Here is a 12,151-nt window from a genome sequence, read left to right on the forward strand (position 1 = left end):
CATCGCCTACGCCGACTATTCGTGGGGGCAGTCGACGCGCGACGCCTACGCGGCGGAGATCAAGAAGAACGGCGGCGAGATCGTCGGCACCACCGGCATCCCGATCGGCACCGCCGACATGACGCCGTTCCTCTCGAAGATCAGCGGCAATTTCGACGGCCGAGGTCGCGGCCACGTGGGCCGGCCTCCCGGTCTCTCAACCCAGGATCACGGGCCGTTACCTCTGGGACGTCTACAAGGGCCGCGAGCACCCGCACTCCGTCTGGGAATTCATGCGCGGCCTGGTGTACGCGCCGAGGAAGAAGCGAGGGTGAGCACGCCGCCCACACGCTCGCCTCGATACCGAGTGCAGACGTCTGCAATTCCACACGTTTCTGTGGCTGCCGCGCGACAGCGAGGCGGAGAAAGGAAAGGCTGATGGCTCGTTACCGTATTTTCACGGACGCGACGATCCACCGACAGGACCAGCCCTACGGCCAGGGCCACGGGCAGGTGTGCGCCGAGGTGGTTCAGGCGACCCGCCACAAGCCGGCCGAGGTCGAGGTGCCGGACGACTACGTGCCGAGCCTCCAGTGGGAGCCGCTCGACGATGCCGCTCGAGCGGCGCTCGACGCCCGCAAGGACCAGAAGCGGCAGGAGTACTCCCGCATCGCGCACGGCCCGCTCGCGGGCGTGCTGGACCCACGGTAGTCCCCGAACCGAACCGCAACCGGCAGACCGGCGCGGCTCAAGGAGAACGCATGATCACCGACGACCTCATGGACCTCTCGAGGGACCAGGCAATCACGGCCACCGCGGCGTCGACGGACTACTACGACGCCAGGACGTCGACCGACCTCGGCGCGGGTGAGCACCTGCACGTGTGGGCGAAGGTCACCGAGGCCTTCAACAACCTGACCTCGCTCACGTTCGCGCTCCAGTGCGACGACGATCCCGCGTTCGGAACCGCGGCGACGCTCTGGACCACGGCGGTCCTCCTCGCCGGCCTGACCCTCAACAAGCCCGTCCCGCTCCCGGGGATCTCGGCGGGAAACCGCAAGCGGTACTGGCGGTTGTACTACACCGTGACCGGCACGGCGCCGACCACGGGGAAGATCTCCGCCGGCTTCAACCGCGGGAAGTCCGCGCGGCCGGAGCTGACCTACTAGCGCGATGGGGCGGGGGCCATCGGTCCCGCCCCACACGGCGTCCGATGCGGAGCGCCGGGCGCGTTTCGGCCTTTGCCGCGGGCCGACGCGAAAATCGGCGCTCCAGGATGGCCCAGGATCGACGATCGCGGGGCGGGCAATACGATGGGACCCCCGGAGACAGGGACTTGACGGGGGGCGCTCAGGGGCGTACGTTTCGGGTGAAAGCGGCCCCGCGCCCGGCGTGCAACCGGACGCGGGACCTAACCCGAAACGGTGAGGTAACACCGATGCGGGCTTCGCGAAGGATATCAAACCTCCCTCCAGCGCGAACCCTCTTGCGTGCCTCCTCACCGTCTATGCGCCCGAGCGGCGCGAGGAGGAAGCGATGTCGAAGGGCAAGGGAGCAATCCGCAACCCGTACCTGATCCTGGCGGACCTGCTGGGGCCCGGACCCGTCAACCGCCACGCCACCGATGAGACGGAGATCCTAAACGATCTCCGCGCACTTCACCGGCACCTGTCCGACGCCGAGAACGCGCTGGACCTGGTGGCGGACAAGTGGCAGCGAGGCGAGAAGCCGGACCCCTTGTCGATCCGTGGGTTGCGACAACTCTCGAGCGAAATCGAGTCGGACCGTCAGTCGGTCGAGCTGTGGTTCCCAAGCCTCAACGCCAACGCCGATGCCGGGGCGTGACCATGGGGAGGGTAATACGGTTCCCGACGCGCAGCCCCCTCGGCGAATTCCTGCCGCCCGAGCAATGGCTGGAGGTCTGCGCGCGCTGCCGGAACGTCGAGCGCTGTACGCGTCCGGCGACGGACCCCTGTGAGAAGCTCCGCCGGCCCGCGGCGCGCGTCGGCCGCGAGAAACCCGCGACCGTCCTCCCGTTCCGGGCGCAGACGACGACTCCCGCCTTGTCTCTTGCCGACGCCGGGTGGCGTTGCCTCCTCTGCCCGAATTGCAAGGAGTGCCGGGAGCTCTGCCCGGAAGTTCGGGATGCGTTCGCGAACGATGCGCGATCGCGGGCCAGGCGCGAATCGCTGCAGCCGCCCAAAGGTCCGGAAGGAAAAGGGGCGTAACGTGATCACCGAGAACCGCGCGGCGACTAGCGGACCAGACAAGGCCGGCCGTGTGTGGTGCGGCGACGGGATCTTCTCGAAGCGCCACAAGAACGGCCGAGAATGGTTCTACATCCGGTATCCGACGACGCCGGGCCACCGGCGCGTCGAGAAGGCTGGGCTCAAGGCGAGCCAAGCCCGGCGCCTCTTACGGAAACGCCTCGGTCAGGTCGCTTCCGAACAGTACCGGGATCCGCGCGACGTCGTCCGGGCCGTGGGCCCGACCTTCCAGAAGTTCGCCGCGCGATTCCTCGCGGAGCACCCCGGGCGGCGCCGCTCGAACCACTACCCCGTGAACGTCCGCGAGCTGGTGAAGCACTTTGGAGCCCGCCGCCTCAAGGAGATCACCAGGGCGGACCTCGACGCCTACCGCCTGGCGCTCGAGACGACCGCGAGGCCGGGTCGCGTCCTCGGAAAGCGGAAGCAGAAGGAGCTGAACCGAGAGCGCGCGATCCTCCCGCCGCTGTCGCCGACGACGATCCTCAAGCGGCTCCGCGTCCTGCATCGGATGTTCCGCCTCGCGGTGCGCTGGGGTGTCGTCGATCGCAACCCGGCCGCGGATCTAGAGAAGCCGGCGGCGTCGAAGGGCCGGACACGCTACCTGACACGGGAGGAATTCGACCGCCTCGAGGCGACCGCTCCGCCATGGGTCCGGCCCTTCCTCCGGCTCGCCGTCTCGACGGGAATGAGGCTCGGGGAGCTGGCGCAACTGACTTGGGGCGACGTGGACTTCTCCGCCGGCGTGTTGCACGTTCCGATGGACACCAAGACCGGCACCCGGACGGTGCCGATGTCTGAGGCCGCGAAAGCGGTTCTCGAGGACCTCCGCTCTGGTCGGGCGGAGCAGGCAAAGGAGCTGAATCGGCTGTCGCTGCACGTCCTCGTGGACGCCAGCGGCCAGGACTACAGCTCGAGCGAGCGTCGTAGCTGGGTCAGCGAGACCACCCGGAAGGCGTCTGTCGGAGCGGGTCTCGAGCGCCTCGGCCTGCACGTGCTACGGCACACGTTCGCGTCATGGGCGGTCCACGCGGGCGAACACCTGTCCGCGGTGCAGAAGGTCCTCGGCCACTCGTCGCCGATCCTCACGGAGCGGTACGTGCACCTCGCGCCACAGCACCTCCGCGGGGTCGCCACGGCCGTGGACCGCGTCCTTGGAACGGACTCGGCGACCCAGGCGGCGACCCAGGATCAGACAGGCGCGGATCGCGTCGTGCGGCGGCGCAGCAACGTCAAGCACTCTGTAAGTTAGCTGGTACCGGCGGGCCGAGTCGAACGGCCGACCTAGGGATTATGAGACCCTCGCTCTAACCACTGAGCTACGCCGGCACACGGTTTCCGAACGATGTCCCCGTAATGTAGCCGGAGGCGGGCGATATCGTCAAGGTTGCGCCGCGAGACGAGTTGGAAAGGGCATTCCGTCGTGCGGCAAGGGCGGAATCGGCTATAATCCGCGGGTGTCGATCTGCCCGTAATTGGGCAGAAGGGGGCGCAGGTACTCCATGGCCGATCACGAATGCGTCCAGTGCAAGAAGAGCGAAGACGAGACCTCGCTGCACAAGTGCCCCATCTGCTTCAAGTACTTCTGCGGTGAGCATGCCTACCTCATGAGCGGGCGCACCTTCTGCAGCCAGCCCTGCGCGGAGTTCTTCTTCTTCTCCGAAACCGACGAGTAGGAGCCTTCCCGATGTATCCGGTGGTCCGCCCCAGGCGGCTTCGCAGAACCCCCGCCATCCGGGACATGGTTCGGGAGACCCGACTCGATCCGTCGGACTTCATCTACCCGCTCTTCGTCCGTCCAGGCCAGGGGATCAAGAGCGAGATCTCCGCGATGCCGGGCAACTACCACTTCTCCGTGGATCGGGTGGTGGAGGAGGTGGGCGAGGCACGTGGGGAAGGGATCCGCTCGGTGATCCTCTTCGGCCTCCCCGAGAGGAAGGACGAGGTGGGTTCCGAGGCCCACGACGACGGGGCCGCCGTCCAGAGCGCGGTACGGGCCCTGAAGAAGGAATACCCCGACCTCGTCGTGGTCACCGACGTCTGCCTCTGCGAGTACACGAGCCACGGCCACTGCGGCGTCGTCAAGGACGGCGAGGTCCTGAACGACCCCACCCTGGAGATCCTGGCCAGGACCGCGGTCTCCCATGCCCGGGCCGGCGCCGACATCGTGGCCCCCTCGGACATGATGGACGGCCGCGTGGCGGCGATCCGCGAGGCGCTGGACGAGAGCGGATTCCAGAACGTGTCGATCCTCGCGTACGCGGCGAAGTACGCCTCCGCCTTCTACGGGCCGTTCCGCGAGGCCGCCGGCTCCGCCCCGCAGTTCGGCGACCGCCGGGCGTACCAGATGGACCCCGGGAACTCCGACGAGGCGCTCCGCGAGGTCGGCCTCGACCTCGACGAGGGGGCCGACATCGTCATGGTCAAGCCGGCGCTCGCCTATCTCGACGTGATCCGACGCGTGAAGGACGGCTACGGCGTTCCGGTGGCGGCCTACAACGTGAGCGGGGAGTTCTCGATGGTGATGGCCGCGGTCGCGAAGGGCTGGCTCGAGCGGGAGCGGACCATCCTCGAGATCCTCACCTCGATCCGGCGCGCGGGCGCCGACCTGATCCTGACCTACCACGCGCGCGAGGCGGCGCGTCTCCTCAGGTAGCGATGGGCCCGGCGGGGAGGAGGAGGGGGAAGGCCAGCCCGCCCCTCTCGCTGTTCGGGCCGGTGAACCCGGCGGAGCGGCGGGCTCCCGCACAGAGGCCCGCGCCGAAGCCGCCGGCGGCCGCGGTCGCGGCGGCCCGGGCAGCCCGTGCGTCGGAGGCCGGCGCGACGATGGATCGGCTCCTTAGGATCGCCGCGGAGCTCGCCCGCAGGTTCGGCCTGCGCTACGCGGTGCTCGAGGCGGAGCGGGACGGCGTCAACGAGCACTACGGGATCTGTTACAAGGACGGACTGATCCGCATCCGCCTCCGGCACGCGACCACCGGGCGACTCCTGAAGGAGTCGAGCCTCGTGGACACGCTCTGCCACGAGCTGGCGCATCTCCGCCACTTCGACCACTCGCCGAGGTTCGAGGGCCTCTACCGTCGCATCCTCGAGGCGGCGAGGCGGAGCGGCTACTACCTGCCCGGGCCGGAGTGGCGCCACGCCCAGGGCTGCCTGTTCGCGGATCGGCCTCAGGACGACGGGTCGGCGGTCTCGGGTGCCGGGACCGACGGAGCGGGGGGGAGAGGTTGATGAGCGCGTCGCCCCGCCGGAACGACGGACCGATGGAGCGCCTGTTCGAGGAGGCCTCGAGGTTCATCCCCGGCGGCGTCGACAGCCCGGTCCGCGCGTTCGGCGGCGTCGGCGGAACCCCGCTGTTCATGGAGAGCGGCCAGGGCTGCCGGGTGCGGGACGCCGCGGGACGGGAGTACGTCGACTACCTCGGCTCGTGGGGGCCGCTCATCGTCGGGCATGCCCATCCGCGCGTCGTCGCGGCGCTCCGCGAGCAAGCGGGCAAGGGGACGTCCTTCGGCGCCCCGTCCGAGCTCGAGACCGAGCTGGCCCGGCGCGTCTGCGGGCGGGTCCCGGGGTGCGAGCGGGTGCGCTTCGTCTCGTCCGGTACCGAGGCCACCATGTCGGCGATCCGCCTCGCGCGCGCGGCGACCGGGCGGGACGGCGTCGTGAAGGCGGACGGGTGCTACCACGGCCACGTGGACTCGCTCCTGGTCAAGGCGGGGTCCGGTGTGCTCACCCTGGGGATTCCCGGGAGCCCGGGAGTGCCGGCGGCCCTCGCCGCGCTCACCCACGTGGTCCCGTTCAACGATGCGGCGGCGATCGAGAGCCTCCTCGCGACGCGACGCGGAGGGATCGCCTGCGTGATTCTCGAGCCGGTCGCGGGGAACATGGGGGTCGTCCCGCCCGCCCGCGGTTATCTCGAGGCGGTTCGGGAGATGACCCGGCGCGAAGGCGTCGTCCTGATCCTGGACGAGGTCATGACGGGCTTCAGGGTCCATCCCGGCGGCGCGCAGGCGCTCTACGGCGTCACGCCGGACCTTTCGTGCTTCGGGAAGGTGATCGGCGGCGGCCTGCCCGTCGGAGGGTACGGCGGCCGGGCCGATCTGATGGACCGGGTCGCGCCGTCGGGACCCGTCTACCAGGCGGGGACGCTCTCCGGCAACCCGCTGGCCATGAGGGCCGGGATCGAGACCCTCGATCTCATGGACGAGCCGGGCGCGTACGAGAATCTCGAGGCGGTCTCCGGGCGGCTCGCCGCCGGGCTCCTGAGCGCGGTCCGGGACGCCGGGGTCCCGTCCACCGTGAACCGGGTCGGCTCGATGATGACCGCGTTCTTCACCGACGGGGGGGTTACCGACCACGCCTCGGCCGCCCGGTCGGACACGAAGCGGTACGCGGCGTTCTTCCACGGGATGCTCCGTCGCGGCGTGTACCTGGCCCCGTCCCAGTTCGAGGCGGCGTTCGTGTCCACCGCGCACCGCGAGGCCGATGTGGATCTCACGATCGAGGCCGCGCGCGAGACGCTCCGGGAGATCGCGGCCGCCGGCGCGAGGTGAATCCGAAAGGAGGAGGCGCGATGCTCAGGCTCCACTACCACGGCCACGACTGCTTCGAGCTCGACGACGGCGGCCACCGGGTGCTCATCGATCCTTTTCTCACCGGGAACGCCAACGCCGACGTCGGCCCCGACGCCTTCGAGAAGCTCGACGCCGTCCTGATCACCCACGGCCACGGCGACCACGTCGGGGACGGGGTCGAGATCGCGAAGCGGACCGGCGCCCTCGTCGTCGCCAACTACGAGATCGTCAACTACTTCGCGGCGAAGGGGTGCAAGGGGCACCCGATGCACATCGGGGGCGGCCGCACCTTCCCGTTCGGCCACGTGAAGCTGACGATCGCTCACCACGGCTCGACCGGGCCGAACGGCGAGGCGCTGGGGAACCCGGTGGGGTTCGTGGTCACGATGGGCGGGAAGAAGGTCTACCACGCCGGCGACACTGGCCTGTTCCTCGACATGAAGCTGATCGGGGAGGCCTGGGGGCCCCTGGACGCCGCGCTCCTCCCCATCGGCGACAACTTCACCATGGGGATCGACGACGCGGTCAGGGCCGCCGGATTCCTCGACGCCCGGGTGTGCATCCCGATGCACTACGGTACGTTCGACGTCATCGCCGCTGATCCGGGGGAGTTCGTCAGGAAGGTCGAGGCGACGGGGCGCAAGGCCATGGTGGTGAATCCGGGCTCGAGTTGCACCGTCTGAGGCCGCGCCAGCTCATCGCGCGAGACGACGGGCCTCCGCACCGACCACCGGGTCGTCCGGCGCGAGGCGGATCGCCTCCTCCGCCTCTCGGCGCGCCTCCGCCGGACGGCCGGTGGCGGCGAGCACCTCCGCGAGGGCCGCATGCGCCCGGGCGTGGCCGGCATCGAGACGGATCGCCTCCCGGAGCGGGCCCTCGGCGGCCGCCGGGCGTCCCGCGCGGACCAGCGTCCTCCCGAGGTCGTATCGGACGCGAGGATCCCCGGGATCGAGACGGGAGGCCTCCTCGTACTCCCTGACCGCCTCGCCCAGACTCCCTTTCATCGCCAGCGCGTTCCCGAGATTCATGTGTCCCGACGCGACGCGGGGCGAAAGCTCGACCGCGCGCCGGAATTCCAGGAGCGCGTCGTCCAGCTTCCCACGCTCGACCAGGGCCATCCCGAGGTTGCCGCGCCCGATCGGCTCGTCGGGGGTCACGGCGACGGAACGCTCGAACAGGGCGACGCTGTCCTTCCAGTACCCCTCCTGCACCCACGCGACGGCGCCCAGGCCCACGACCGCCGCGAGCCCGAGGGCCCCGGCCGCCCACGCGGCCCGCGGCGACCGGAGCTTCCCGCGGGGGGGCAGCGCCCAGACCACGGCGGCCAGAGGTCCCATCAGCGGCACGTAGGCGTAGCGGTCGGCGCGAGCTTGGACGCCGACCTGCACGATGCCGAGGACCGGCAGGAGAGTCACGAGGTACCAGGCCCATGCCGCCCGAGCGCCACGTCCCGACTTCACCGCGAAGACGGTGACGGCGGCGAGGAGCAGGAGGCTCGCGCCGATCTGCCAGCCTGGAATCGCCGCGCCCGGGTGAGGGTAGAACACCGCGAGACCCGTCGGCCAGGCCATCTTGACCAGGTACCAGGCCGACGACACCGCCGCGTTCGCGAGCCGGACCCCGACGGGAAACGCCTCGACCGTCCGCACCGCGCCGTGGGAGGCCTGCGCCCAGACCGTCGCGACGCCGCACGCGAGCGAGGCCGCGAGGAAGGGGAGCTTCTCCGCCGTGAGCCGGATCAGGAGCGCGGACCGCATCTCCCCCGGCCGTGCGCGCCGCTCGACCAGGAGCCCGTCGACGAGGAGCAGCGTCAGAGGGAGCGTCACGGCCATGGGCTTCGCGGCGAGGGCGAGGAGCGCGAGGGCCAGCACACCGAGGTAGCGAGCCCGCCCCGGCCGGCGCGCGTACGCCGTCCAGCCGAGGAGCGCCAGGAGCCAGAACAACGTGCTCAGCACGTTCTTCCGCTCGGCGATCCACGCGACCGACTCGACGTTGAGCGGGTGGACCGCGAAGAGCGCGGCGGCCAGGCCCGCCCGCAGCTCTTCCCCCCCGAGACGCGCGAGCAGCAGGAACAACAGGACGGCGTTCGCCGCGTGGATCGCCAGGCTCGTCAGGTGGTGCCCCGCGGGGCGGAGCCCCCAGATCTCGACGTCCACCATGTGCGAGAGCAGCGTGACCGGATGCCAGTTGCCCTCGAGGGGGGACGAGAGCGCCCACCGCACCGACGTGGGCGTGATCCCCGCGCGGACGTGGTCGTTCTCCGTGACGTAGGCGGGATCGTCGTAGTTGACGAAGCCGTCGCCGAGCACCCGAGCATGGACCGCGATCGTCAGCGCCACGATCGCGAGGGCGATCGCGAGCCTGGCGCGCCGGGCAGCCGCCTCGGGGCTCATCGCGGGGCCGCCCGCGCCCCGGCGCTACTTCGCCCGCTCGAGGTAGTCGCCGTCGAGCGTGCTGACTCGGACGACCTCCCCCTCCTCGATGAACGAGGGGACCTGGATGGTGAGGCCGGTCTCGAGGATCGCCGGCTTGCGCTGCGCCGAGGCGGTGGCGCCCTTGATCCCCGGGGCCGTCTCCACGACCTTCAGGTCCACGGCGGAGGGGAGCTCGATCCCCACCGGCTTCCCCTCGACCCAGTCCATCTCGACCATCGCCTCGGGGACGACGAACGACATGGTGTCTCCCAGGTCCTCGTCGGCCAGGGCCACCTGATCGTACGTTTCCGTGTCCATGAAGTGGTACCCGTGCTGATCGTGGTAGAGGTACTGCATCTGCTTCGTGTCCAAGTTCATCTTGTCGACTTCGTCCTCCGAGCGGAACCGGATCTCGGCGCTGGAGCCGCTCCTCAGGTTGCGGAGCTTGGTCTGGACCATGCCGCGCCAGTTGCCCGGGGTGATGTGCTGCATTGCGAGCACGCGATGGGGATCGTTGTTCACTCTCAGGATCATGCCTTTCCTGATTTCCGTCGCTTTCATGGCTCGACCTCGCCCCTCAACGTGAGACGACCTCGAGGGTCGTGTAGGCCGGGAGGATCTTCTTCGAGCCCTGCCCGGCGAAGTGGATCGTCAGCTTCAGCGTCTTGCCCATCCCCTCCCGATCCACGATCCGCCCGCTCCCGAATTTCGGGTGGGCCACGATCGCGCCGACGGCGAATCCGTCCTCGGGCGGAGGACCGGCGTGGCGCGGCGCGACCGCGGTGGGCTCGGCCGCCCGTGGGCGCGACGCGGCGCGGGCGGCGGAGGAGCCGCCGAATGCAGTGCCGCGGTACGTGCGCTCCGGCCCGCCGTCGGCGAGGCGGTCCCAGGGCTTCGGGACGGCCTCGCGAAGGAGCGTCGACGGGATCTCGAACAGGAAGCGGGAAGGGCCGGCGTGGACCGGCTCGCCCTGGATGCGGCGGACCTCGGCGCGGCTCAGGAGCAGCCGCTCGCGGGCGCGGGTCATCGCCACGTAGCAGAGCCGGCGCTCCTCCTCGAGCTCGTCGTCGGAATCCCGCGACCGGCTGTGGGGGAAGAGGTTCTCCTCGAGGCCGGCCAGGAAGACCACCGGGAACTCGAGCCCCTTGGCGCAGTGGACGGTCATGAGCGTGATGCCCGGCCGCGCGCCGACCTCGTCCGCATCCGAGACCAGGGCCGACCGGTCCAGGAACCCCTGGAGCCGGCCTTCTCCGGTTTCCTCCTGGTACTCCGCCGCCGCGGAGATCAGGGCACGCACGTTGTCCATCCGATCGGCGCCCTCGCCCGGGTGCGAGCGGGCCAGATAGTCGGCGTAGCCGAGATCGGAGACCAGCTTCTCGAGCAGGAGCACCGCCGGCTCGCGCTCGGCCAGCCTCGTCAGCTCCAGGACGAGATCGAGGAAGCTCCGGAGCGGCCGCGCCGCGCGCGGCGACGCGAGCCCCTCCCCGAGCACGAGGGCGGCGGCGGCCCCGAGCGGGACGCCGCGAGACCGCGCGGCCCCCTCGACGACCTCGAGGGTCGCGTCGCCGATCCCCCGGGGTGGCGCGTTCACGATCCGGCGGAACGACACGTCGTCGCCGGGGTTGGCGGCGAGCTTGAGATACGCGAGGAGGTCCTTCACCTCTTTCCGCTCGTAGAAGCGCACCGAGCCCACCACCTGGTACGGGAGGCGGTCCGCGCGGAGGAACTCCTCGATCAGCCGCGACTGCGCGTTGGTCCGATAGAGGACCGCGAAGTCCTCGTGGGCGCGCCCCGGGAGCAGCTCCGCGATCCGCCGGGCGATCCACCTGGCCTCGGACCGATCGTCCGCCGCGTGGTAGACCTCCAGCGGCTCCCCGCGGGCGTTCCGGGTCCAGAGGCTCTTCCCCTTGCGGTTCCGGTTCCGGGCGACCACGGCGCCGGCGGCGTCGAGGATGGTTCCGGTGGAGCGGTAGTTCTCCTCCAGCCTGACCACGCGGGCGCCCTTGTGGTCCCTCTCGAAGTCGAGGATGTTCCGGATGTCCGCCCCGCGGAACCGGTAGATCGACTGGTCCTCGTCCCCCACGACGCAGACATTGCCGTGGACCGCCGAGAGCGCGTTCACCAAGCCGTACTGCGGCCGGTTCGTGTCCTGGTACTCGTCCACCAGGAGGTGCTCGCAGCGCTCGGCGTATCCGGAAGGCGCCTCCCCCGCGGCGGTCAGCAGCTCGAGGGCCCGCAGGAGGAGGTCGTCGAAGTCCACGGCCGAGGCGCGCTTGAGCCTCTCCTCGTAGAGCGCGTACGCGCGCGCCGCCAGCCTCGCCTCGGGCGAGAAGGCGCGGCCGGCCAGCTCCGGCGGGGTCACCATCGCGTTCTTCGCGCGGCTGATCTTCGAGAGGACCGGCCGGGCCGACGAAGGGGCGTCGTCGCTCGACTCGTCCCTCAGGATCCGCCGCACGACGGCGAGCTGGTCGTCCGCGTCGTAGACGACGAACCCCGGATCGAGGCCGATCCTCCGGCCGTCGCGGCGGAGGATCCTGAGGCACAGCGCGTGGAACGTGCCGATCCACGAGGGGAGCGCCGCGTCGCCTAGGAGCCGCGCGACCCGCGTGCGCATCTCGCCGGCCGCTTTGTTCGTGAACGTCACGGCGACGATCCGCGAGGGGTCCACGCCGACCTCGAGGACGAGGTGGGCGATCCGGTGGGTGATGACGCGGGTCTTGCCCGAGCCGGCGCCCGCGAGGACCAGGATCGGCCCACCGCCGCAGGTCACCGCCTCGACCTGCGCGGGGTTGAGGCCGTCGAGTAGGGCGCTCATGCGGACGGACGCCTCCCTCTGAAACGCCCCTGCTCGTCGAACGGCTCCGGTGGATTCACGAGGACCCCCACGCGCGGCCCTCATTCTATCAACCGCGCCGGGAGGTGT

At 70.4% G+C, this 12,151-nt stretch carries 13 protein-coding genes and 1 tRNA gene; 10 read left to right on the forward strand and 4 right to left on the reverse strand.

The window, feature by feature from the left end; translation table 11 throughout:
* From LAO51_13540 to LAO51_13560, 5 genes are all read left to right on the forward strand, one after another.
* Positions 1–418 (forward strand): ABC transporter substrate-binding protein (locus tag LAO51_13540; GenBank protein ID MBZ5639764.1); only part of this gene is annotated, 418 nt, incomplete at its 5' end.
* Positions 418–690 (forward strand): hypothetical protein, encoded by a 273-nt coding sequence (locus LAO51_13545; GenBank protein ID MBZ5639765.1) that lies wholly within the window; start codon positions 418–420, stop codon positions 688–690. The genes LAO51_13540 and LAO51_13545, both read left to right, overlap by 1 nt.
* Positions 691–740: 50 nt before the next feature.
* A complete protein-coding gene (locus LAO51_13550; GenBank protein MBZ5639766.1) occupies positions 741–1,148 on the forward strand; it encodes a hypothetical protein in 408 nt (135 codons plus the stop codon).
* Between the two features lie 367 nt (positions 1,149–1,515).
* The gene (locus LAO51_13555; GenBank protein ID MBZ5639767.1) at positions 1,516–1,824 is read left to right on the forward strand and encodes a hypothetical protein; all 309 of its coding nucleotides are present in this window, start codon (positions 1,516–1,518) and stop codon (positions 1,822–1,824) included.
* 384 nt (positions 1,825–2,208) lie between these two features.
* On the forward strand, positions 2,209–3,495 hold the full coding sequence (locus LAO51_13560; GenBank protein MBZ5639768.1) for a site-specific integrase: 1,287 nt from the start codon (positions 2,209–2,211) through the stop codon (positions 3,493–3,495).
* A gap of 1 nt (position 3,496) precedes the next feature.
* Here LAO51_13560 and LAO51_13565 read toward each other — a convergent pair.
* Positions 3,497–3,572 (reverse strand) — tRNA-Met (locus LAO51_13565).
* Between the two features lie 173 nt (positions 3,573–3,745).
* On the opposite strand from LAO51_13565, the gene LAO51_13570 reads away from it, so the two are divergent.
* The 5 genes from LAO51_13570 to LAO51_13590 all read left to right on the forward strand — a co-directional run bounded on the left by LAO51_13570 (position 3,746) and on the right by LAO51_13590 (position 7,497).
* Positions 3,746–3,919 carry a hypothetical protein gene (locus LAO51_13570; GenBank protein ID MBZ5639769.1) on the forward strand — a complete coding sequence of 58 codons (174 nt, stop codon included), beginning with the start codon at positions 3,746–3,748 and terminating at the stop codon, positions 3,917–3,919.
* Positions 3,920–3,930: 11 nt separating this feature from the next.
* On the forward strand, positions 3,931–4,899 hold the full coding sequence (gene hemB, locus LAO51_13575) for a porphobilinogen synthase (protein ID MBZ5639770.1): 969 nt from the start codon (positions 3,931–3,933) through the stop codon (positions 4,897–4,899).
* Between the two features lie 170 nt (positions 4,900–5,069).
* Positions 5,070–5,474: a DUF45 domain-containing protein gene (locus LAO51_13580; protein MBZ5639771.1), complete on the forward strand. Its 405-nt coding sequence runs from the start codon at positions 5,070–5,072 to the stop codon at positions 5,472–5,474.
* Positions 5,475–5,506: 32 nt separating this feature from the next.
* Positions 5,507–6,793: a glutamate-1-semialdehyde 2,1-aminomutase gene (hemL, locus tag LAO51_13585; protein ID MBZ5639772.1), complete on the forward strand. Its 1,287-nt coding sequence runs from the start codon at positions 5,507–5,509 to the stop codon at positions 6,791–6,793.
* A gap of 20 nt (positions 6,794–6,813) precedes the next feature.
* Entirely contained in the window at positions 6,814–7,497 is a 684-nt protein-coding gene (locus LAO51_13590) for a metal-dependent hydrolase (protein ID MBZ5639773.1), read from the forward strand.
* Positions 7,498–7,509: 12 nt separating this feature from the next.
* Here the strand turns inward: LAO51_13590 and LAO51_13595 are convergent, their stop codons facing one another.
* Genes LAO51_13595 through LAO51_13605 form a run of 3 tightly spaced genes read right to left on the reverse strand, consistent with a single transcriptional unit; the run spans position 7,510 to position 12,043 of the window.
* On the reverse strand, positions 7,510–9,207 hold the full coding sequence (locus tag LAO51_13595; GenBank protein MBZ5639774.1) for a tetratricopeptide repeat protein: 1,698 nt from the start codon (positions 9,205–9,207) through the stop codon (positions 7,510–7,512).
* A 24-nt stretch (positions 9,208–9,231) separates the two neighbouring features.
* A complete protein-coding gene (efp, locus tag LAO51_13600) occupies positions 9,232–9,789 on the reverse strand; it encodes an elongation factor P (protein ID MBZ5639775.1) in 558 nt (185 codons plus the stop codon).
* Between the two features lie 16 nt (positions 9,790–9,805).
* Positions 9,806–12,043 carry a UvrD-helicase domain-containing protein gene (locus LAO51_13605; protein ID MBZ5639776.1) on the reverse strand — a complete coding sequence of 746 codons (2,238 nt, stop codon included), beginning with the start codon at positions 12,041–12,043 and terminating at the stop codon, positions 9,806–9,808.
* Between the last annotated feature and the right edge of the window lie 108 nt (positions 12,044–12,151).

This window comes from Terriglobia bacterium, from assembly GCA_020073205.1.
In the GTDB taxonomy this organism is placed as follows: domain Bacteria; phylum Acidobacteriota; class Polarisedimenticolia; order Polarisedimenticolales; family JAIQFR01; genus JAIQFR01.